This is a genomic window from Runella sp. R5_40, from assembly GCF_057652295.1.
The window spans coordinates 18,436-40,072 of the sequence record NZ_JBYFCH010000022.1; the positions used below are offsets into that span (position 1 = coordinate 18,436).

Here is a 21,637-nt window from a genome sequence, read left to right on the forward strand (position 1 = left end):
TGGACTGTGGACTGTGGACAAAAAATAAAGCTGTCAGGTTTGAAAATCTGACAGCTTTATTTTTTGCCATTATGTCAGATAATAGAGCGGTGGAATACATTTTTTAGGTAATCAACGCAGAAAACCAAAAACTGTAAAAACCGTAAAACAGAATTATGGAAGCAAACGTACAGGCCGAAAAAGGGCAATTGTCGATTCATACCGACAATATTTTTCCAATTATCAAAAAATTCCTCTATTCAGACCACGAAATTTTCTTGCGTGAGTTGGTTTCAAACGCCGTAGATGCCACTCAAAAAATCAAGAAATTAGCCGATTTTGGTGAGTTCAATGGCGAACTTGGTGAATTGAAAGTATCGATAAAACTCGACGAAGAGGCAAAAACGATTACCATCAGCGACCGTGGTATCGGGATGACAGCCGAAGAAATCAAAAAATACATCAACCAAATTGCCTTCTCGGGCGCGGCTGAGTTTGTTGAAAAATACAAAGAGAAAGAAGATACCCGTGGCAATATTATCGGTAACTTCGGACTAGGTTTCTACTCGGCGTTTATGGTCGCCAAAGAGGTAGAAATCATTACCAAATCATTTAAAGATGGCTCCGAAGGCGCTCGTTGGATATGCGACGGAAGCACCGAATTTAGCATTGAGCCCGCCGAAAAAACTGACCGTGGTACGGACATTATCCTCCACATCGCCGAAGATTCGGAAGAGTTTTTGAGCAAATACCGCCTCACCGAAATCCTTGAAAAATATGGCAAATTTTTGCCTATTGAGATTGAGTTCGACGAAAAAATCATCAACAATCCTACTCCTATTTGGGTAAAAGCACCTTCTGAACTCAAGGATGAAGATTATTTGGCGTTTTACAAAGAACTTCACCCGATGGGCGAAGACCCGCTGTTCTGGATTCACCTTAATGTCGATTATCCGTTCAATTTGACGGGAGTTTTGTATTTCCCCAAACTGAAAAACGACTTCTCGGCCCGCAAAGAAAAAATCCAATTGTACAGCCGTCAGGTATTTATTACGGACGAAGTCAAAGACGTAGTGCCTGATTTCTTAACCCTTCTTCACGGGGTTATCGACTCTCCTGACATTCCGCTCAACGTGTCGCGTAGCTACCTTCAAGCTGATGGTAACGTCAAGAAAATCAGTGGATACATCACGCGCAAAGTAGCCGACAAACTTGCTGAGATTTTCCGCAACGACCGCGAAGGATTTGAGAAAAAATTTGATGACATTGGCTTATTTGTCAAGTACGGTATCATTTCCGACGAAAAATTTGGCGAGAAAGCCAAAGAGTTCTGCTTGGTTAAAAACACCCAAGGCAAACACTTTACCTTTGAAGAATACACCGCCCAAGTCAAAGAAAATCAAACCGATAAGAATGACACGGTGGTATGGCTGTACGCCAGCGACTTACAAAAACAAGACGCCTACATCCAATCGGCCACCAAACGGGGCTACGATGTACTCGTGTTTGACAGTGTGATTGACCCGCACTTTATCAACGGCATCGAGTACAAAATCGAGAAAACAAACTTCAAGCGTGTAGATGCTGATACGCTCGATAAGCTTATTGAAAAAGAAATCAAGCTGGAAAGCGTATTGTCGAAAGACGACGAGGAAAAAGCGAAGAATTTGTTTGAGCAAACCCTCGGTGGGGCTCCTAAACTGACCATCAGCGTGGAACCAATGCCTACCGACGAGTTGCCAGTGGTTATTACCATTCCAGAATTTATCCGTCGTATGAACGATATGGCGGCTACTTCTGGTCAGAAGTCGATGTTTGGTGATATGCCTCAAATGTTGAACGTGGCCATCAATGCCAACCACCCTGTGACGCAGAAAATCCTAAACGCCGACGAGAACGAACAAAAGCAATTGGTTCGTCATGCGTACAACCTGGCATTGCTTTCGCAAGGAATGCTGACAGGTAGCGAGTTGACGGCTTTTGTTCAACAAGCGGTGTCACGTTTGTAATTGAAACGACATGCTTTTATAAAAAAGCTCTCCTCAGGGAGGGCTTTTTTTATGACTACTCCACGCTTTACAAGTATTTTCTTTCGCTTTAATCGCCCTTTTTGTCGCTTCTATTGATTCCTTTTGTTAGGTGCCTCACCTACTGCCAAATTTGCAAAGTCGTTTCAATTTTTAAATTTTCATCTAGTTATGTCAAACATCAAAACCAAAATAGACGAATTTGAAGTCCGTGATTTAGAAGACAATGGACTTTTACGGATTTATGTAGAGCACAATACCGAAATGGGCAATCGTGGAGTGCCTGGCATTCAAGTTTGGTACACAATTGCGGGCGGGACCTCTATCGTCAATTTTGAGCCCTTGCACGTAGAACGTTGGGCATACCAAGCCCATAAACAGCAAACCGACGTTTATTTATTGAGCGATTATTCGTGGGATGTCCACGAAGACACCTACATCAAGAATTATTTAATCATTGGTGAAACGCTCAAAGCCCGCGTGGAAGTAAAAGTGAGAAGCAAAGCCAAAGCGGTGGTTCGTGAATACGACCTGCCCTTTCACTTAGAAGAATAAAAGTGATTTATCAAACGCAAAACTCTCCCCGCTTTAGCAAAGCCACAGCGGGGAGAGTTTGTTTTTTTATAACTCCAACACTGCTGAGTATAAGTCGATTCCTTTGGCCCAGTAGTCGATTTGGCGGTTTAAAAGTTTAAATCCAAGTTTTTCGTAGAAACCAAACGAATGTTGCGACGTTTCGACCAAAATAGTTTTGGCAACTCCCGATTGGCGAATTTGATCAATTCGGTACAAAGCTAATTCTTTTCCAACCCCAGTACCTTGAAAATCAGGGTGCACAAAAGCCCATGAAAGTCCTCCTTGCTGGTCAAACGAACGCACCCAATAGCCACCACCACCCACAATTCTCCTGTCCACAACGGCTACGACGTAGTCATCTCCAAAAATATCCAAATACTCCAAAAAGTCGCCCAATTCTTTGGGGTCAAAGTACTTCGGTGTATTCATCATAAATATTTCTTCCAGTGCGGTGCGGTCACTGAGTTCGTAGGGGCGTAATGTAATTTCCATACTCTTATTATTTAATTCAAAAAGGTGGGCAAAAAAAATGCCAAAACTGTTATTCAATCTCAATAACCACTCCCTTGGTAAGTGGGTGGGCAACGCATGTCAAAATATACCCTTGGTTTAACTCCGATTTGGTAAGGCCATCTTCTTCGTCCAGTTGCACTTTACCCGACGTACATTTTCCCATGCAAGCTGTACACATCCCCGCCTGACACGAATAGGGCAAGTCAATGTCGAGTTCGAGGGCAGCTTCCAAAATTGTTTGGTGCGGTTCTACATTAAAGGTATATTCTTCGCCTTCATACAAGACTTTCACTTCTTGCGTCTTTAGGCTTCCGTCGTCCTCGGCCTCATGTACTACATGGGTGGTGGCCGTGGCAAAGCTCTCCCGATGGATTTTTTCTTCGGCTACCCCCCACGTCAACAATGTCTCTTTGGTCGTTTCCATCAACCCATCTGGCCCGCACAAGAAATACTCCGCCGATGCGTTTTTCAACCCTCCTACTCCTTCGAATATCTCTAAAATAGTTGATTTATTCAAACGACCTCGTACGCCAACCCACGCGTCAGAAGGCTGAGTTAAGGCATAATAAAGCACAAAGCGATTGCCATATATACGGCTCAACTCGTCGAGTTGTTGTTTAAAAATAATACTTTCTTCTTTGCGATTGCCATACAAGAGCACTACCCGACTCTCCGCCTCTACTTTCAACACCGATTTGGCAATAGAAATCAAAGGAGTAACACCACTCCCAGCGCCAATCAACACAACAGTGCGGGCATTGCGCGCATCGGGCAAGACCTGAAAATGCCCCATGGGTTCGAGTACTTCCAGAAAATCTCCTTCTTTGACGTCGTCCAAAAGCCAATTGGAAACCAAACCTCCTGGAACACGTTTGACGGTGACAGCAGGTGCGGTATCGGTATGTGGCGAGCTACTCATTGAGTACGACCGACGCACTTTTTCGCCATTGATGGTCAACAATATGGTCAAAAACTGTCCCGCTTGGTACTTAATCATTTCGCTCAACGGATGCCAAAAAGCAATCGTAGCCGCATCGGGGGTTTCTTTGATAACTTCTTTAACTTTAAGATGAAAATGCTTCATAGTTCTACTTTATACATCGTAGGTTTAACCCCCAAAATTACGATTTGTTTTACCATAACCACAGGATTTACGGAGAAACCTACGGTCATCACCCTAAGTCAGGAAACTTTTAGCCATTGATTTTGGTTGAAGAATCAAGTAATTTGCCTTCAAAAACTATCGAAAGTTAATAAAGACATGGTCACAGTAAGCGATAAAGCAAAAGATAAAATCCTTGAATTACGTCGTGAAGAAGGGCGTCCTGAAGACAGCCACATTCGTGTAGGAGTGGTTGGCGGAGGCTGTTCTGGGCTGATGTATAATTTGGAATTTGATTCAACCAAACAACCCACCGACATGGAGTTCCAAGACAAAGGAATTCGGATTGTGGTTGATAAAAAGAGCATCCTTTACTTAGCTGGGACAATCCTCGATTTTTCGGATGGTCTCAATGGCAAAGGGTTTCAGTTTGTCAATCCAAACGCCAGCCGTACTTGCGGATGTGGCGAGAGTTTTGCGGTTTAACCTACTCCAAGTCACCCACAAAAAAGGCGTCAGATACAAATTCTGACGCCTTTTTTGTGTTATTAGCTATCTTTGCGCCCTCTTACCTTTTACGTCATGGCCCTTACTTTCTGGAATTTTTGGAGCGACAAACTTTTCAACTGGTTAGCAACCTTTACCAATAGCCCTTATTGGAAAACCAAGCTTGCTGTCTTTACGGTTTTGTACATCTTGTTTACCTCTTTCCCTGATTATCAGGCACTGGTAAAAATGGACACAGGAGGACAACGCCTTGCGGCTCGGTTTGAAGTGATTGATTGGATTGGCACCCATCCATTTCAGAACCTACCCAAGCATTTGTTTACGGGAAAAGTACTCAGTGAAGGCGACCAATCTCACTTCAAAAAACGGGTTTTTCGCCCGCTCATTCCTGTTGCCCTTCACACAGTAGGGCTAAAGGCAAAACACTATGTTGGTATCCAATTTGTCGTCGGGATTTTGTTCGTTGTTTTGTTAATTCGATTCCTTTCTACGCACCTAAGTTCCACCGCAAGTGTCTTGGCTACGTTTATGTTTGCCAATTTATTCGTCACCAAATGGACTTTCTTTGATTTTTTCTACCACGACCCGCTTGGCTATCTCTTACTTTTAGTCATCGTTAATTTCCGCAATCCATTGTTGATTGTTCTTGGCATTGTCCTTGGTGGCTTTGTCGATGAACGCGCCGTCATTGGCAGTAGTGCGGCGGTTTTGTGGTGGTTTTGGAAAGAGAGCAATGCCCAAAAAGTCGCCCTCAGCAACGTATTTTCGCTCAAACGCTACCGTGCTACTTGGGCGGCGGTGGTTGGTATCTTGCTATTTATTGTTTTGAGACTTTACGTCATGTCGTCTTTGGGAATGCGAACCGATAAATCAATGCTGGGCTTCGACGCAAATCAGTACAATTCGTTTCCAATGGGCCTGACCGTAACCTACGAATGTGCTTGGTTGCTTCTTATTGGTGCTGTTGTGGGTATGGTTGCTAAAAAAGATTGGCTATACCTGCTGCTGTTTATGTTTAGCGCACTGGGTGTGATAGCCGCTGGCAGCTTGGTCTTAGATTTTTCCAGAAGTTATGCCTACGGTTATGTGTCATTGTTGTTTGCAATCGTGTATCTTTCTAAAACCGAGACCCTTCCTCATTTTCTAAACGGACTCACCTTCTGCGCCATTGGTTGCTTTTTGTTTCCGACCTATTATCAAATAGGTTCTTCCTTGTTTTGGATGCCCCATATTTTTCCGAAAATAAAAGTCATACTTGCTTTCTATCACCTCATTTAACACCTTGTTTGAAAAGTAGTATGATATTTTTTATCCCGCAGATAAACGCAAATTAAAATTCAACGCGGATTGGCGCAGATAAGCTCATTAGCCGAATTAATCACCCAAAATCTGCGGTTATCTGCGGTTTTAGTATCAGCGTAAATCTGCGGGTAAATTATAAAGAAACTTAATAAACAACGTATTTAAGAGGGCTGTTTACCTAACTTCCAAAAAGATTGGTATCAATAAACTCATTCCGAAATTTGCCTTCGGGGTCGTGTTTTTCCATTATTTTTTTAAAATCGACCAGTTTCTCAATGCGCGATTGCAATACAGCAGGTTTTAGGGTAAAAATTTTGCCCCAATGAGGACGAGGTGCAAAGGGTGCCAACGCTTCTTCGATTTCGGGCAAAAGCGCCATTACCGCCTCCACTTCTTGTTTCCACGTAAAATGGAAAGCTACGCACGTTTTTTTGTAAAATGGACTCATCGGCAACTCATCCGCCGCAATGGCTCTGACCTCGGTAATAAACAAGTGGGGAGCTACTTTTTCGTTTAATTTTTCAATGGCCATAAATCCTTCATAAGCGTGCTCAAAAGCCACAAAATACTCCGACTGTAGCTCTTTGCCGCTGCTGGGCGTAAAACCCATTTTGAAGTGGGGCATACGCTCGTACCAAGGGCCTTCTACCCCCATTTGGTCTGTACAATTAACGGGGTCTAGGGCTTCAATTGGGTGCAGGTTTTTGGTAGCTAATTTCGCCCCGTAAAACTCAGGAGCGACTTCTTTCATGTCCTCAGCCTTACTCTTTACCCATACCTCACTTACGTTTTTATTGCGCCAATCGGTAAACAAACTCACGCTATACCCGCCCGACATGATGGCTTCAAAATTTTTCTCCAAGGCCGACATGGGCAAATTTTGATACACCACCTGTTTCATTTTAAACGTTGGCTGAACATCGAGCGTAATTCTGGTCGCAATGCCCAAAGCCCCAACGTTTACAACCGCCGCTCCAAATTCTTCTCCGTCTTTTTCACGACTCAATGAAACTACCTCTCCTTTGCCATTCACAAACTCAATGGCAGAAACGGCGGTCGCCAAACTGCCGTTTTTGATACCCGAGCCGTGCGTGGAAGTAGCACACGCACCCGCCACCGAAATATGCGGCAAAGAGGCCAAGTTATGAAGAGCAAAGCCATTATCATCCAAATACTTACACATTTCTCCGTACTTAATGCCAGCCTCTACCGTTACCGTATTTTTTTCTTTATCCAAACCAATGATTTTGTTAAAAGCCTCGGTCGAGATTTGGTTTTCTTTGCTATCGGCAATGGTATTAAAGCAGTGTTTCGTGCCCAGTGCTCGTACTTTTTTACACTTTTTAATCGCTTCCTGCAACTCTTCCACATTTTTAGGAATGTGTAAATTATCCGTACTGTACGTCAAATTTCCCGCCCAATTGGTGCGCGGATCTGCTTTTTTACACGACATCAAATTAGATAGCATACTACCTGTTAAAAGAATAGATGAGGTTTTGAGAAATGTTCGTTTGTCCATTCGAGTGTTAGGTTTAGGTCTTTGGTTACTAAGTGCTTGCGCACAGTTAATTGTTTTTGCCTTTTGCTTATTTGCCAACTTGCCCTTTGCAATTTTTGCCTCTCACACGTCCCTATTTCAGTTCTTCGATAAAGATGTCTTTAAAATAAACCAGCGCCTTTCCTCCTCCGTGAATTTGAAGGCCAATGAGACCCGACTGCGGAATATTAGTATCAGGTTCGGTATAATCCACGGTCGTTACTCCATTGATTTTAAGTACGATATGGCGTTTATCCGCTCTAATTTCGTAATCGTTCCAGTCGTTAGGTTTGAGCAATTTAGCCACTTCCTCGGCGGGTTTTCCAGCCAGCGTTTTATTCCGCCGCGATTCATCGTACAGGCTTCCCCAATATTTATCACCCAAATCAGCTTGGTATCCTTCCATTTCATACGACGGATTGGTGAGTCGTTTACTCCGAAACTGCACCCCCGAATTGATGAATCCTTCTGTGCCCACCAGTTTAAATTTAGCCTTTAAAACAAAGTCAGAATAACTCCGTTTTGTACATAAAAAATCATTGTTTGGCACCTTTGTTTGCAAAGAACCACCCACCAACGCCCCCTGCTCAATTCGCCACGTTTTTAGGGTATCGCCTTCCCAGCCTTTAAAACTTTTGCCGTCAAAAATCCGCTCAGGCTTACGGTGTGTATCTCCCGAAAAAGCGGCCAATGTCACAGTCGCCGCCGCCGACAAAATCAATAAGTACTTCATTGGTTATGAATGGTTAAGCCTATGTGTCGCGTATATACTTGAACTAAAGTCGCGTTTGCTTATTTCTACTTTTAGGCTAACCCACAGATCTCCATGCCCCAAACCAAAATTTCATTATTTCATAACATGCCTATGCCCCTCCTAGCACCTGCCTACTGCGCAGGTTTTGCCTTGTTTTTAGTTTAAAACTTGGTCGAAAAGTACCAAACCGTGAAACATTTAACATTTTTTACGTGGAACAGTTTGGGTTATTGGGAATAAAGACGGATATTTGAAGGCGGTAAACCTAATAACAATGGGAAAAATCATAGCAATAGCCAACCAAAAAGGTGGAGTTGGCAAAACCACCACAGCCATCAACTTGGCAGCGAGTTTGGCTGTATTAGATTTCAAAACGCTGATTGTAGATGCCGACCCACAGGCCAACTCTACGTCAGGTTTGGGCTTCAACCCCAAAGAGATTGAGTACAGTATCTATGAGTGTATGGTAGAGGGAGTCATACCACAACAAGCCATTGTGGAAACCAACTTTGAAAACCTATACTTGTTGCCCTCGCACATCGACCTCGTAGGGGCTGAAATTGAGATGATTAATCTCAAAAGTCGGGAAGAAAAAATGAAAGAGGCCTTATGGCCCATCAAAGAAGAGTACGACTTTATCATCATCGACTGTTCGCCTTCGTTGGGTTTAATTACCATCAACAGCCTTACGGCGGCTGACTCGGTGATTGTCCCCGTACAATGCGAGTACTTTGCCCTTGAAGGTTTAGGCAAACTCCTGAATACCATCAAAATCATCCAGACTCGTTTGAATACAAGTTTGACGATTGAGGGGATTTTGTTGACCATGTACGACATGCGGGTGCGTCTATCCAATCAGGTAGTAAATGAAGTTACTGCTCACTTTAAGCACATGGTTTTCAACACCATCATTCCACGCAATATCCGTTTGAGTGAGTCGCCAAGTTATGGTGTACCTACCATTGCGCAGGATTCGGACAGTAAAGGAGCGATTAGTTACTTAAACCTTGCTCGTGAGGTTTTGAACAAAAACGGCTTGCTAGAGCAAGACGAACCTACCAGCCGTAGAGCGCTGTAATTGACACCAATTTGAATACACAGTAGATTTTTCCCAAAAATCTATCTAAAAACATACAATTCTAGCACATGGAAAATGTCGGAAAAGCTGCACCCAAAAAAATGACAGGACTTGGTCGTGGTTTGGGTGCTTTACTCCAAGACAGCGACAACGTCAATCGTTCTTCAAGCCCGTTGCCTCACGAAGGTGTGAGCATGATGAACGAAGTTTCGGTCGATCACATTGAAACAAATCCCTATCAACCTCGTACCCGATTCGATGAAGAAGCGCTCAATGAATTGGCGGAATCGATTCGTATTCAGGGAATTATTCAACCGATTACGGTACGACAAATCGGGAAGGATCGCTATCAATTGATTTCGGGAGAACGGCGTTTACAAGCATCCAAACTTGCTGGACTTACCCACATCCCGACTTACGTTCGTACGGCCAATGACCAACAGATGTTGGAAATGGCATTGATTGAAAACATTCAGCGCGAAAACCTAAACGCCATCGAAATTGCCCTCAGTTATCAGCGCCTGATTTCGGATTGTGGACTGAAACAAGAAGAACTCGGAGAACGAGTAGGTAAAAATCGCACGACGGTCAACAACTACATTCGTTTGCTCAAACTTCCCCCGTTGATTCAAGCCGCCTTGCGCGACGACCAAATCACGATGGGGCACGCACGGGCGATTATCAACATCGAAAACCCTGAGACACAGCTCAAAATATTCCGTAAAACGATTGAAGAAGCTTGGTCTGTCCGGAAAGTAGAGGAAGCCGTTCAGGCACTTAAACTCGACCCCGACGATACCAACAAAGACCGCAAGCCGACTCTGTTGAAACAAGAACTGCGCTCCTTGCAATTTAAACTTTCATCGTTTTTTGGTTCAAAGGTTTCTATCAAAACCGATGACAAACAAAAAGGTGAAATTAAAATTCCATTTACCTCCCAAGAAGAATTGGATCGTATTTTAGACGTTTTAAAGTTTGAACCTTGAGAACACTAGGGATTTTTTTCAGTTTGTGGCTATGGTCGGGAGTAATGGTGGTGAAGGCGCAACAAACAGCAACAGACTCCCTGCAAAAGCGTCTATCAAAGGCAGTATCCTCCTTGGCCGCTGATTCGACGGTACTGGATTCGCTCAAAAATAAAAAAGTGAGCAAAAGCAGTCTTGCCAAAAGTTCATTGAACGACGCTGCTTTAAAGAAACATAGTCCGCGCAAAGCCGCCTACTATTCATTGATGTTTCCTGGGCTGGGGCAAGCATACAACCGCCAATATTGGAAAATGCCTTTTGTATATGGAGGCTTAGGAGCCGTTGTTTATTTTATACGGTTTTATCATATTCGTTACCAAGATTTTTTGTGGCCGTATTACTTTAGCTATGATCTAACCACGGGTAAACAGCTGCGAACGGAAGCGGAGGTGTTTTTGCGAAGCCAAAACCAAACACGTACCCTCACCCTTGACCGTATTACCCAAGGGAAAGATTTTTACCGCCGCTATCGGGACCTCAATTTTTTGTTGGTAGTGGGTGTTTGGGCGCTGGCAGCCGTGGAAGCCAACGTGTCGGCTCACCTCAAAACGTTTGATATGTCGGAAGATTTGTCTTTTCGGTTTGAGCCTGATACTTACAACAACTCTTTTACGGGCCAAGTATATGGGGTAAAAGTTGTCGTTCCTATCAAATAAATTACGCATTGCAAAACATAAATTATGAATATTCTTCTTTTAGGTTACGGTAAAATGGGCAAAGTGATTGAACAAATCGTCCTGAACCGTGGCCACCAAGTAGTTGGAAAAATTGACATCTCTAACCGCCACGAACTAGAGACATTTAGTCGCGACAACGTGGATGCCGTCATCGAATTTAGTGCCCCCGAAGCGGCCTACGAAAACCTTAAATGGTGCATGAGTAAAGGCTTGCCAACCGTATGTGGAACCACAGGCTGGCTGCACCATCGCCCCGAAATTGAGCAACTGTGCATCGAAAACAAAGCGGCATTTTTCTACGCGTCAAATTACAGCATCGGGGTTAATTTGTTTTTCCGCCTCAACAAGCAGTTAGCCAAACTTATCGCTCCCTATTCGCAGTATTCGGTGCACACCACCGAAATCCACCATATTCATAAGTTGGATGCCCCAAGTGGAACGGCCATCACGTTGGCAGAAGGCTTAATTCAACAGCTTTCCAACAAAACGGAATGGGTAAATACCGAAGAGGGCACCGAAAATCAAATCCCCATTCTATCTTTGCGCGAAGGAGAGGTTCCTGGTACTCATATTATTCGCTACGATTCTGAAGTAGATAGCATCGAAATCAAACACACCGCCCACAATCGCCAAGGGTTTGCCCTCGGCGCGGTCGTTGCGGCCGAATGGCTGGCTCCCCGCGAAGGCGTGTTTGGCATGGATGAGCTGCTAGGAGAATAGTTTTTTGTTTACAATAAGAATTGTTTTTATGTCTCAACCCAAACCTAAAAAATCGGCCCTTAGAGAATGGCTCGACTCGGTCGTTTTTGCTGTAGTAGCAGCTACCCTCATTCGTTGGTTACTATTGGAAGCGTACACCATTCCGTCGTCATCCATGGAAAAAAGCCTGCTCATTGGCGACTTTTTGTTTGTAAGTAAACTCCACTACGGAGCGCGGACGCCCGGTACGCCACTCCAAGTACCGCTTACACACCAAACCATTTGGGGAACCAATATTCCCTCGTTTTCTACTTTAATTCAACTCCCGATGTTTCGCCTTCCAAGCTTCACATCGGTCAAACGCAACGATGTGGTTGTTTTCAACTATCCTGGCGACCCAGAAGAACCGTTTGAAGACCCGCTCGTTGGAAATGGAGGTTATAAAAATTTCCCCGTTGACTTGCGTACCAACTTCATCAAACGTTGTATTGCAGTAGCAGGCGACGTGGTAGAAGTTAAAAATGGGTTGGTTTATATCAATGGTAAAGAAGGAGAAACGCCTCCGCAAGCTCAGTTGATGTACCGTTTGGAATCAAGTGATTTGCTGGATGATCGTTTTTTTGAAAATGAAGATATTCGGGATTATGGTACGTTTCCTGGTGATACGGCCAAACCTAACCATTTTGTGTATCAAATCCGTACCACACCCCAAACTGTGGACGATTTGAAAAAACACAGCTTTATCCGCTCTGTGACACACGTTAGTCAGTATGCTGCCTCTGCTCCTGAAATGGGACTTTTCCCAGCCGCTGCGAAGCAAAATCCTGATTTTTGGGGACCTATGCAAGTGCCTAAAGGGGGGTTAACTATTCAACTTGATTCGGCCAACGTCACTAAATATGGGTACGTGATTAAGTACTTTGACCACAACGACCCCGAGAAAGTAGTGCTTGATAAAGGTAAAGTCAGCATTGACGGAAAAGCGATTACGAGTTATACCTTCAAGCAGGACTATTACTTCATGATGGGCGACAACCGCTACGAATCAGCGGACTCGCGTTTTTGGGGCTTTGTTCCTGCCGACCACATAGTTGGAAAAGCGGTCTTCATTTGGATGTCGATAGACCCAAATCCAAAGTCTATCTTAACCAAAATCCGCTGGAATCGTCTGTTTAGATTGATTGACTAGCCCTTTTTGGCAATAATAATAGCACAAAAAAGCGGCTCAGAGCCGCTTTTTTGTGCGTTTGGGTACTCACACACGTGCGTTTGGATACTCATAAACGTGTGTTTGGATACTCATATCCAAACGCAGGGTTTCTCAAAACCCTGTTCCGTAATCGAGGTTTTGAGAAACCTCAACCGCGGTTATCAGTAACCGCGGGCACACTCGTGTGTTTGGGTACTCATAAACGTGTGTTTGGATACGCACACTCGTGCGTTTGGATACTCATATCCAAACGCAGGGTTTCTCAAAACCCTATATACATTTCTAAAACTCTTAGCTAAAAATGACAACAACCTGTTTCTGTGGCGCCTCTCTTCCCTTCGACGAATGCTGTAGGAGCATTATAGCAGGAAAACGTCCCGCTACCACTGCCTTGGAGCTGATGAAATCACGCTATTCGGCATACTGCGTCGTCGCCAGCGATTACCTGATTGCGACCACTCATTTGAGCAAACGTGCTCAGTTTGATAAAGCCTCGATCGAGCAATGGGCCAAAGAGTCGCAGTGGAAAGGGTTAAAAATTATCTCAACTGCCAAAGGTTCGGCGCTCGATACGCAAGGAGAAGTAATTTTCCAAGCGTTGTATATCGACGAAAACACAAAGAGTCGAGTGCATTACGAACACTCGCTCTTTGTGAAAGAACACAATCAGTGGTTTTATCTTTCAGGAAAAACTATTGCCATCAATCGTAATGATAATTGCCCTTGTGGCAGCGGGAAAAAATATAAAAAATGCTGTGGGGCTTGATGATTATCACCCCACAATTTCCATCGTACTTTGCCCATTCCCATTTTTGAAGAGGCGAATCTGCGTCCCAATGCGCTCTTTCAATGCTTCTACGTGCGAAATAATCCCAATTGTTTTTTCACTCTCCGACTGTAAGCGTTCCAACATACTCAAGGCCATGTCGAGTGAATCGGGGTCGAGGGTTCCGAAGCCTTCGTCAATAAACAAACTTTCGATGCTTACGTTTTGCGAAGCCAAATCAGAAAGAGCCAGGGCGAGGGCTAAACTAAGGGTGAAAGTTTCACCACCTGACAACGTATTGACAGCCCGCTGGGCATTGCCTTGGTAGGTATCAATCACAAAAAGGCTCTCGGTTTCTTCTTTTGGTTTATCTAAAATATAGCGGTCAGATAAGTGCCTTAATCGCTGATTTGCGAGCCCAATTAGGTTAGACAGCGTTAAGTTTTGGGCAAAATTGCTAAACTTATTTCCTTCGCGGTCACCAATGTAGCGATTGAGCAAATCCCATTTTTTTCGTTCCTTCCGTAGTTGTTCAAGCTCCGTTTGTAGGGTTGAAAATTTGGCCTGTTGGGCTTGGTGGTTTGATAATTTAGCCCCAATTTCCGACACCTCTCGGAAATACTGGTCCCGCAAACTTCGACTGATTTTCAATTTAAAATCAACGTCTTCCAGCGGCAACTCGGCTTGGCGAAGTTGGGCCGTTTCCAACAATTGCTCTTCCCAAGTCTTACGATTGATTAGCAGCTCTTTTTCGCGATTTTCTAGGACTTTGCGTTTGGTTCGCAATTTTTCAACCTCTAGGATGGGCAGTAAAAGTTCATTGGCCTTTTCGATACTTTCAATGCCTTTAGCAGCTAAATGAGTTGATAACACACTGGTCAGATGCTTTACTTTCTCCCGCTCAACGTCAATGCCATTTTCAGTTTCAATTTTTTGTTTTTGAGCTATCTGCCAAGTTGTTTCCGCATTGGTCAACGCATTCCGTAATGATTGACTTTCGGCACGAATGTCCTTTCCAGCATAACGCTGCTGTTTTTCCAATTCCTTCGCCGACTTTCGTACCCGAAGCTCAAAAAGCATTTCATATTGCCCCAGCAACTTACCTATCACGGCATTCATATCACTGACTTTCTGCCACTTAGTAATTTGTTCTTGTAAGTCATTTAGTTGCTTTTGCTCTTGAGTCAATTGCTCCAGGGTCCAATCCAATGCCAATCCCAACGTCGCCAACGTTTTTTCACCTTCTTCTTTTGCTTTTCGGTACTCCTCACGAATCTTGACCAAATTTTCGGACACTTTTGTCATTGACCCCTGCGCTTGGTTTAACTCTGCTCCTACTTTTTGCATGGAAGCATCTAGCTCTTTTTTCTCCTTTTCGAGCAAATCTAACTCCATTTGCACTTTAGAAAGTGCATTCACGTAGGCATGGACGTAGGGGTGATGAGTCGAACCACACAACGGGCATTCCTCCCCATTTTGCAGGGCGTTGCGAAGGTCTTCGAGGTTAAATTTTTGCTGTTCTTTTTCCTTCTGCGCTTGAAGAACTTTCAATTTGGCCTCCATTTCAGTCATTTTTTGCTGAAGTGCTGCCCATTGAGGTTTCCGTTCGTTCACTTTTGCCGTCGATTCTTCCAGCGCTTTTTTAGCATCAAGTCCTTGGGCATACCATTCGTTTCTTCGTGTCAAGGTGGCTTTTAGTTCCATCAAAGCGTTTTGACGAGTTACTAATTGAGCAAGCTCTTTTTCTGCGTCAAAATCTGCCCGAAAGCGCGCAACCTCTTGCTGTATTTCTTGTTTTTTCTGCTGGAGAAGGGCATACGCTTCGTCTAACTTTTCAATCGAAAGTGTTCTAAGCCAAGGGTGATTGGTTATGGAAACTTCTTGTTTTATCGCCGTAAAAACAGGTCGGATTTCAGCGTTAAGTTTTTCAATTTCCGTATCGAGTTGTAGGATTTCGCCTTCAAAAACGTTCAACTCTGCCAACAAACGCTCTTTCGGAACTGATTTTTGCACCAAATTAGTAATTTGTTGATGCGTCGTTTCGATGATAGTTGTCTGCGCTTCCATTTGCGTTTGAAGCGATTTTCGACGTTCCTCAAGCCCTTTCAACTGCGTTTGCTGAGATTGTAAAGTCGCCAATTCTCCCGCCCACTCGCTAATTTGCTCGTGTTGGAGAAGTCTAAAAGCGTCTGGTTTAAAAGTTTCTTGCTCATTTTCAAGAACTTGAACCTCTTTTGCAACTTTCTCCAATTTTTGTTGAAGGCCATAACAACGCTCCAGTACCGACTTTTCTTTTTCCCAAAACTGCACGTCTTTCTCCGCCTGAACCTGATGCGTTTCAGTCGTGATTTTGGTTTGCTGAAGCTGTACTACCTCCTCTTCGGTGAGCATCGAAACCAGCTTCAACTCCTTTTCTTTGAGTTCAAGTTGTTCTTTAAAGAGTTTATCTTTCAAATACGACGCAGCCCCGAGTTGACGATAAATCCGTTGCCCAGTAATATCTTCCAATAATTTAGAACGGTCGTGGGCTTTGGCGCGTAAGAACTCGGCAAAACTCCCCTGTGCCAACACGATTGACTTCACAAACTGCTCGTAAGTCAGTCCAATGAGTTCTTCATTCTTTTTTGGAAACTGCGACAACCCTTTAATATCCAACAAATTACCAGAAGGAAGTTCGGCGATTTCCATTTGATAATTGTTCCATTTGTCGTTGCGGTTTCGCGAAATACTCCAACGCGAACGGTATTGCCCACCTTTAACCTCGTATTCTACCTCTGCATAGGCTTCGGCCCTAGGCTCTTCGGCCGCTTTGAGGTTGACGATAGAGCCTAATTTTTCAATTTCTGTTTTTGAAATACTACCAAAACGCGGAATTTCATTGTACAACGCCAGCGTGATAACGTCCAACAACGTTGACTTTCCTGCTCCCGTTGGGCCTGAAATGATAAACAAGCCAGAAATCGCTAACGGATTGGTAGTAAAATCAATACAAGGATGTTCGCCGTAAAACGAATTGATATTTTTGAATCTAAGTCGAAGAATTTTCATAAATAAAATCAGTTTTGCTCGGCCACTTCACGCCACAGTTCTTCAAAAGCTTCGGCCAAAAGTTGTTGGGTTTCCTCGTCCAGATTTTCAGCCGTTAAGCGTTTTTGAAACACCTCATTGGGCGATAAATCTTGAATTGACGTACCCGTTAAATAAAGCTCGTCGGCACCTTGGGTTCGGTTAGTGAAAGACAGGCGAGGCTTGATTATTTTGAAAGGAGCCGCCTCAAACTCTCGAATCAGATAACCGAAATACACCTCTTTTTGCGGGTCAGCATAGGGTTCTGTCACGTGGATTTCTACGTAAGGTGGCAAAGGAGTAGTCACTTCGTATGCATTGAGTGCGGCTTCGACTTCCTCCAAATTTCCCGTAAAGCAACGCAATTCTCGAAAAATGGGCACCGAAATCGGCTCAATGGTCTGAATTTTATTGTCCTTGAGAGCAAGTTCTAGCACGTATTTTCGGTCGTCTCTTTCGCTAAAACTCAACGGAATCGGCGAGCCTGAATACCGAATCACGTCCGAATTGGCAATGCGTTGCGGTTTGTGAATGTGTCCCAAGGCGATGTAATCAAATCCCGCAGGAAAATACTCCGCCGAAAATGCCGCTTCTCCCCCAATCACGTGGATGTCGCGCTCACTTTCACTCACCGACGCACCGTTGACGTACAAATGCCCCATCGCAATCGCACATTTGGCGGGATAACGCTCGGCACACAACTGAGCGAGCTGTTCGTAATGCCCTCGAATCCCCTGACGCAACGCCAACAAACGGTCGTCGTATCCTTCACCCACGACCGATTTTCGTAAATCGGCATCGCGCAAGTACGGAACTGCCGCAATCACCACCTCTCCCCTTGGAAGAACAAGGTGCACGAGTTCTTCCTCAATCGGGTCTTGCGCATTTCCAATGACTTTTATGTCCAAAAAACGCAGCAATTCACGCGGAGCATTCAGGACGCCAGGCGAATCGTGGTTCCCCCCCGTTACCACCACATGGCAGCCCGTGCCGACCAATTGTTTGAGAAAACCATAATACTGAGTCAAGGCTTGGTTAGAAGGGTTTGCGGTATCAAAAACATCACCCGAAACCAATAACACATCAATTTCTCGTTCTTTAATCAGCGCCACTAACCAGTTCAAAAACAAGCTTTGTTCTTCTTCAAGGCTATATTTATGCAGTTGTTTGCCTAAGTGCCAATCGGCGGTATGAAGTATTTTCATGGATTTTTTTCTGCCAGTGTATTGACAAAGTTCTAAAAGAACCTTCCATTTTTTGACAAGTTTGCAAAAATGCCAAAAAGGAACGGTAAATTTGTGTGCTGAAACATAAATTCGTTTCAGCACCCGCCGATACAATTTCAATAAATTTTTGCAGAATGCTCACCAACACGATTGAACAAACCTATTACGTCATTGATTTCGACAGCACGTTTACGCAAGTCGAAGGTCTGGACGAATTGGCTAACATTGCCCTCGCGGGCAATCCCAACCGCGAAAAAGTAGTTCAACAAATCCGTGATTTGACCGATGCCGCCATGAACGGCGAACTGTCGTTTGCGGAAGGTTTGCGCCAGCGTATTTCGCTTCTTCAAGCAAATCGCAGCCACGTCGAAGCACTGGTTGATTTTTTGCGTACCAAAGTGTCAGATTCGTTTGCTCGCAACCGAGCGTTCCTCCGCGACTATTCCGACTCTATTCTTATCGTTTCGAGTGGTTTTAAGGAGTTTATTGTCCCTATCGTTACCGAATTAGGGCTCAAAGAAGAAAATGTGTATGCCAATACGTTCCGTTTTGACGCCGATGACAACATCATTGGCGTGGACGACGAAAACGTGTTGTCGCAAGATAAAGGAAAAGTAAAATTGCTCGAATCGCTGGCGCTTCCTGGCGATGTTTGCGTCATTGGCGATGGCTATACCGATTACGAACTCCGCGAAGCGGGCGTAGCAAGTCGTTTTTATGCCTTCACCGAAAACGTGGAGCGGACCAAAGTAACAAGCGTCGCTGACCACGTCGTACCGTCGTTGGATGAGTTTTTGTTCTTGAACAATTTACCTCGTTCACAATCATATCCAAAAAGCCGCATCAAGATTCTTTTACTCGAAAACGTTCACCCCGTAGCTCGTCAAGCATTTGAGGAACAAGGTTTTAACGTAGAGTTTTTGAAAGGTGCTTTGGACGAGGACGAATTGATTGAAAAAATCAAGGACGTTACTATTTTGGGCATTCGTTCCAAAACAAACGTTACGCGCCGCGTTCTTGAAAATGCACCGCGTTTGATCGCCATCGGTGCTTTTTGCATCGGGACCAACCAAATTGACCTCAAAGCTGCTACCGAAAAAGGAGTTGCCGTTTTCAATGCCCCTTACAGCAACACGCGTTCGGTGGTCGAATTGGCCGTGGGCGAAATGATTATGCTCATTCGTAACGTGGTCACCAAAAGCAACGGAATGCACGAAGGCAAATGGGACAAATCGGCCAACAATAGCTTTGAAGTTCGTGGCAAAAAACTGGGTCTCGTTGGCTATGGCCACATCGGAACGCAGCTTTCGGTCATCGGTGAAGCCCTCGGCATGGAGGTGTATTTCTACGATGTCGTTGACAAAATGCCCATCGGAAATGCCAAAAAACTCAAGTCGTTGGACGACCTTTTGCGCATTGCCGACGTGGTAAGTATGCACATCGACGGTCGGAAAGACAACAAAAACGTCATCGGCAAACGCGAGTTTGAGCTAATGAAAGATGGTGTGGTATTCTTGAACCTTGCCCGTGGTCACGTAGTGGAAGTCGAAGCGCTAGTCGAAGCCCTCAAAAGCGGCAAAGTATGGGGCGCTGGGGTTGACGTATTCCCGTATGAACCCAAAACCAACAACGAACCTTTTGAAAGTGAACTTCGTGGGCTGCCCAACGTGATTCTGACTCCGCACATTGGGGGGAGTACCGAAGAAGCCCAAGAAGGGATTGGTCACTACGTTCCTGAACGATTACTCGAATACATCAATAACGGTAGCACAACAGGCAGCGTAAACTTCCCTGAGGTGCAACTTCCGCTCCTCAAAGGCTCGCACCGTTTATTGCACATTCACAAAAATGTACCAGGTATTTTGGCCAAACTCAACAACATTTTTGCCAAATACAATGTTAACATTACGGGTCAATACCTCAAAACCAACGAGCAAATCGGCTACGTCATCATGGACGTAGAACGAAGCTACGAAGATGGGTTCATTGACGAAATTAAGAACGTAGAAGAAACGATTAAGTTTCGGATGTTATACTAAATAGACTTCTCCTAACTTCCCGAAAGTCTAGACTTTCGGGAAGTTTTTCTTCCAATTGTATGGTCGCTTTTGCCAACGCCAAAATCAATATCGGGCTTCAAATCACCGAAAAACGCCCCGACGGCTTTCACAACATTGCTTCTTGTTTTTACCCCGTGGGTTGGTCGGATGTCGTTGAAATTATTCCCGCCCCTGAATTTAGCTTTAGTTCTTCAGGCATTGATATCCCAGGCGACCCCGCCAAAAATCTCTGTGTAAAAGCCTACGAATTGCTGAAGGCTGATTTTGATTTGCCGCCAGTGGCCATGCACTTGCTCAAAATCGCCCCCATTGGTGCGGGAATGGGCGGTGGGTCTTCGGATGCGGCTTTTGTGTTGAAACTCCTCAACGATACCTTCAAACTAGCGCTTTCTACGGACGCCCTCCAAAATTACGCCCGACGTTTGGGGAGTGACTGTGCTTTTTTTATCGAAAACCAACCTCAGTTTTGTTTTGAAAAAGGCGACCAATTTGAAGACATTTCGCTTTCACTCAAAGGCAAAGGCATTGTTTTGGTCTATCCCAACCTCCACATTTCCACCGCCGAAGCCTACGCGGGTGTGGTTCCCCAAAAAACAGAGGTAGATTTGCGCGAAGCATTGCAACGCCCCATCGAAGAATGGCGTCATTGGGTAAAGAATGATTTTGAGAACGGTCTCTTTCAAAAATACCCCGTTTTACCTCAAATAAAAGCCCAATTGTACGAAGTAGGTGCTTTGTACGCCAGCATGACAGGCTCGGGTTCGACCGTATTTGGAATTTTTGAGAAAGTACCCGATTTACAGAACATTTTTAGCCCTTACACCGTTTGGAATGGAGAGCTTACTTGATTTTTGACTTTTACTTGACCCATTAAACACCATGGCAAAAGCGTCCACCGTAAAAGAAAATCGTTTCACCAAACGCCGTGAACCTTTCAATTTTATGCTTTGGCTGGGACTCGGTGGAAGTATGCTTCTATTTACGATTTTGTTGGGGGTGTATGTCATGCGAAAATCAGTGGGCGTCCATTGGACAGATGTACCCCTTCCTTCGCTTTTTTGGGTTAGTACCTGTGTTATTATTGCCAGTAGTTTTACCCTGCACGGCGCTAATCTTGCCTTACAAAAAGACCAATTCCCGAAGTTTCGTTCTTTCATTGGTGCCACCCTTGGTCTAGGAATCTTGTTTGTTATTTTACAATTCTTGGGCTGGACGCAGCTTATTCAGGCGGGCATTTCAACCGTCAATAATCCATCCGTTGGGTTTATTTACCTTCTTTCTGGCATTCATATTTTACACATTCTCATCGGAGTTGCGGTGTTGGCATGGGCGGTGTATCAATCCATCAAAAACCACAGCTACGTGGACGCTTTTGTCTTTAGTGTCAATCCTCCCAATCAGCTTAAGATCAAACTCATTACCATTTATTGGCACTTTGTGGATGTGCTTTGGCTGTACGTATTCGGCTTTTTGTTGTACCACCACGGATGGTAAGAAGGTAGGCTTTTTGGTTTAGATTCTCTAACTTCGCGG

The 21,637-nt window shown here is 44.4% G+C and carries 19 protein-coding genes; 13 read left to right on the top strand and 6 right to left on the bottom strand.

Translation table 11 applies throughout. From position 1 onward, the window contains the following. The first annotated feature begins 155 nt into the window (after positions 1-155). Together htpG and AC23N5_RS25770 are read left to right on the top strand one after the other, a co-directional pair. Positions 156-1,988, top strand: a complete 1,833-nt coding sequence (gene htpG / locus AC23N5_RS25765) for a molecular chaperone HtpG (protein WP_487757746.1) — start codon at positions 156-158, stop codon at positions 1,986-1,988. Positions 1,989-2,177: 189 nt separating this feature from the next. Continuing rightward, the gene (locus tag AC23N5_RS25770; protein WP_487757747.1) at positions 2,178-2,561 is read left to right on the top strand and encodes a hypothetical protein; all 384 of its coding nucleotides are present in this window, start codon (positions 2,178-2,180) and stop codon (positions 2,559-2,561) included. A 66-nt stretch (positions 2,562-2,627) separates the two neighbouring features. Here the strand turns inward: AC23N5_RS25770 and AC23N5_RS25775 are convergent, their stop codons facing one another. Next, positions 2,628-3,074, bottom strand: coding sequence for a GNAT family N-acetyltransferase (locus AC23N5_RS25775; protein WP_183978727.1), 447 nt, complete (start codon positions 3,072-3,074; stop codon positions 2,628-2,630). 49 nt (positions 3,075-3,123) lie between these two features. Continuing rightward, positions 3,124-4,179 carry a 2Fe-2S iron-sulfur cluster-binding protein gene (locus AC23N5_RS25780; RefSeq protein WP_487757748.1) on the bottom strand — a complete coding sequence of 352 codons (1,056 nt, stop codon included), beginning with the start codon at positions 4,177-4,179 and terminating at the stop codon, positions 3,124-3,126. 177 nt (positions 4,180-4,356) lie between these two features. Between AC23N5_RS25780 and AC23N5_RS25785 the strand changes: the two genes are divergently transcribed. Further along, the gene (locus tag AC23N5_RS25785) at positions 4,357-4,683 is read left to right on the top strand and encodes a HesB/IscA family protein (RefSeq protein ID WP_028522226.1); all 327 of its coding nucleotides are present in this window, start codon (positions 4,357-4,359) and stop codon (positions 4,681-4,683) included. Between the two features lie 96 nt (positions 4,684-4,779). Next, entirely contained in the window at positions 4,780-5,982 is a 1,203-nt protein-coding gene (locus AC23N5_RS25790) for a hypothetical protein (protein WP_487757749.1), read from the top strand. 202 nt (positions 5,983-6,184) lie between these two features. Here AC23N5_RS25790 and AC23N5_RS25795 read toward each other — a convergent pair whose 3' ends face one another. Next, positions 6,185-7,525: an FAD-binding protein gene (locus AC23N5_RS25795; RefSeq protein WP_487757750.1), complete on the bottom strand. Its 1,341-nt coding sequence runs from the start codon at positions 7,523-7,525 to the stop codon at positions 6,185-6,187. A gap of 112 nt (positions 7,526-7,637) precedes the next feature. Continuing rightward, positions 7,638-8,276, bottom strand: a complete 639-nt coding sequence (locus AC23N5_RS25800) for a 3-keto-disaccharide hydrolase (protein WP_183978718.1) — start codon at positions 8,274-8,276, stop codon at positions 7,638-7,640. Between the two features lie 295 nt (positions 8,277-8,571). Between AC23N5_RS25800 and AC23N5_RS25805 the strand changes: the two genes are divergently transcribed. From AC23N5_RS25805 to AC23N5_RS25830, 6 genes are all read left to right on the top strand, one after another. After that, a complete protein-coding gene (locus tag AC23N5_RS25805; protein ID WP_028522222.1) occupies positions 8,572-9,375 on the top strand; it encodes a ParA family protein in 804 nt (267 codons plus the stop codon). Between the two features lie 68 nt (positions 9,376-9,443). Continuing rightward, positions 9,444-10,361 carry a ParB/RepB/Spo0J family partition protein gene (locus AC23N5_RS25810; RefSeq protein ID WP_183978716.1) on the top strand — a complete coding sequence of 306 codons (918 nt, stop codon included), beginning with the start codon at positions 9,444-9,446 and terminating at the stop codon, positions 10,359-10,361. Then, the gene (locus AC23N5_RS25815) at positions 10,358-11,056 is read left to right on the top strand and encodes a DUF5683 domain-containing protein (RefSeq protein ID WP_183978714.1); all 699 of its coding nucleotides are present in this window, start codon (positions 10,358-10,360) and stop codon (positions 11,054-11,056) included. Before AC23N5_RS25810 ends, AC23N5_RS25815 begins: the two co-directional genes overlap by 4 nt. Before the next feature lie 24 nt (positions 11,057-11,080). Next, on the top strand, positions 11,081-11,797 hold the full coding sequence (gene dapB / locus AC23N5_RS25820) for a 4-hydroxy-tetrahydrodipicolinate reductase (protein ID WP_487757751.1): 717 nt from the start codon (positions 11,081-11,083) through the stop codon (positions 11,795-11,797). A 28-nt stretch (positions 11,798-11,825) separates the two neighbouring features. Next, positions 11,826-12,965: a signal peptidase I gene (gene lepB / locus AC23N5_RS25825; RefSeq protein WP_487757752.1), complete on the top strand. Its 1,140-nt coding sequence runs from the start codon at positions 11,826-11,828 to the stop codon at positions 12,963-12,965. A gap of 322 nt (positions 12,966-13,287) precedes the next feature. Continuing rightward, a complete protein-coding gene (locus AC23N5_RS25830) occupies positions 13,288-13,752 on the top strand; it encodes a YchJ family protein (RefSeq protein ID WP_487757753.1) in 465 nt (154 codons plus the stop codon). A gap of 6 nt (positions 13,753-13,758) precedes the next feature. Here the strand turns inward: AC23N5_RS25830 and AC23N5_RS25835 are convergent, their stop codons facing one another. Continuing rightward, on the bottom strand, positions 13,759-16,800 hold the full coding sequence (locus AC23N5_RS25835; RefSeq protein WP_487757754.1) for an AAA family ATPase: 3,042 nt from the start codon (positions 16,798-16,800) through the stop codon (positions 13,759-13,761). 8 nt (positions 16,801-16,808) lie between these two features. Continuing rightward, on the bottom strand, positions 16,809-18,023 hold the full coding sequence (locus AC23N5_RS25840) for an exonuclease SbcCD subunit D C-terminal domain-containing protein (RefSeq protein ID WP_487757755.1): 1,215 nt from the start codon (positions 18,021-18,023) through the stop codon (positions 16,809-16,811). A gap of 155 nt (positions 18,024-18,178) precedes the next feature. Between AC23N5_RS25840 and serA the strand changes: the two genes are divergently transcribed. The 3 genes from serA to AC23N5_RS25855 are packed head-to-tail and all read left to right on the top strand — an operon-like array spanning position 18,179 to position 21,598. Next, positions 18,179-20,083: a phosphoglycerate dehydrogenase gene (gene serA, locus AC23N5_RS25845; RefSeq protein WP_487757756.1), complete on the top strand. Its 1,905-nt coding sequence runs from the start codon at positions 18,179-18,181 to the stop codon at positions 20,081-20,083. Positions 20,084-20,142: 59 nt separating this feature from the next. Further along, the gene (gene ispE, locus AC23N5_RS25850; RefSeq protein WP_487757757.1) at positions 20,143-20,952 is read left to right on the top strand and encodes a 4-(cytidine 5'-diphospho)-2-C-methyl-D-erythritol kinase; all 810 of its coding nucleotides are present in this window, start codon (positions 20,143-20,145) and stop codon (positions 20,950-20,952) included. 31 nt (positions 20,953-20,983) lie between these two features. Next, positions 20,984-21,598 carry a cytochrome c oxidase subunit 3 gene (locus tag AC23N5_RS25855; protein ID WP_487757758.1) on the top strand — a complete coding sequence of 205 codons (615 nt, stop codon included), beginning with the start codon at positions 20,984-20,986 and terminating at the stop codon, positions 21,596-21,598. Positions 21,599-21,637: the final 39 nt, after the last annotated feature.

Bases quoted from the DNA above. Each gene is read 5' to 3' on its own strand.
- AC23N5_RS25800 (WP_183978718.1), bottom strand. From the start codon at position 8,276: ATGAAGTACTTATTGATTTTGTCGGCGGCGGCGACTGTGACATTGGCC.
- AC23N5_RS25780 (WP_487757748.1), bottom strand. From the start codon at position 4,179: ATGAAGCATTTTCATCTTAAAGTTAAAGAAGTTATCAAAGAAACCCCC.
- dapB (WP_487757751.1), top strand. From the start codon at position 11,081: ATGAATATTCTTCTTTTAGGTTACGGTAAAATGGGCAAAGTGATTGAA.
- AC23N5_RS25810 (WP_183978716.1), top strand. From the start codon at position 9,444: ATGGAAAATGTCGGAAAAGCTGCACCCAAAAAAATGACAGGACTTGGT.
- htpG (WP_487757746.1), top strand. From the start codon at position 156: ATGGAAGCAAACGTACAGGCCGAAAAAGGGCAATTGTCGATTCATACC.
- AC23N5_RS25795 (WP_487757750.1), bottom strand. From the start codon at position 7,525: ATGGACAAACGAACATTTCTCAAAACCTCATCTATTCTTTTAACAGGT.
- serA (WP_487757756.1), top strand. From the start codon at position 18,179: ATGCTCACCAACACGATTGAACAAACCTATTACGTCATTGATTTCGAC.
- lepB (WP_487757752.1), top strand. From the start codon at position 11,826: ATGTCTCAACCCAAACCTAAAAAATCGGCCCTTAGAGAATGGCTCGAC.
- AC23N5_RS25830 (WP_487757753.1), top strand. From the start codon at position 13,288: ATGACAACAACCTGTTTCTGTGGCGCCTCTCTTCCCTTCGACGAATGC.
- AC23N5_RS25835 (WP_487757754.1), bottom strand. From the start codon at position 16,800: ATGAAAATTCTTCGACTTAGATTCAAAAATATCAATTCGTTTTACGGC.
- AC23N5_RS25790 (WP_487757749.1), top strand. From the start codon at position 4,780: ATGGCCCTTACTTTCTGGAATTTTTGGAGCGACAAACTTTTCAACTGG.
- ispE (WP_487757757.1), top strand. From the start codon at position 20,143: ATGGTCGCTTTTGCCAACGCCAAAATCAATATCGGGCTTCAAATCACC.
- AC23N5_RS25770 (WP_487757747.1), top strand. From the start codon at position 2,178: ATGTCAAACATCAAAACCAAAATAGACGAATTTGAAGTCCGTGATTTA.
- AC23N5_RS25805 (WP_028522222.1), top strand. From the start codon at position 8,572: ATGGGAAAAATCATAGCAATAGCCAACCAAAAAGGTGGAGTTGGCAAA.
- AC23N5_RS25785 (WP_028522226.1), top strand. From the start codon at position 4,357: ATGGTCACAGTAAGCGATAAAGCAAAAGATAAAATCCTTGAATTACGT.
- AC23N5_RS25855 (WP_487757758.1), top strand. From the start codon at position 20,984: ATGGCAAAAGCGTCCACCGTAAAAGAAAATCGTTTCACCAAACGCCGT.
- AC23N5_RS25775 (WP_183978727.1), bottom strand. From the start codon at position 3,074: ATGGAAATTACATTACGCCCCTACGAACTCAGTGACCGCACCGCACTG.
- AC23N5_RS25840 (WP_487757755.1), bottom strand. From the start codon at position 18,023: ATGAAAATACTTCATACCGCCGATTGGCACTTAGGCAAACAACTGCAT.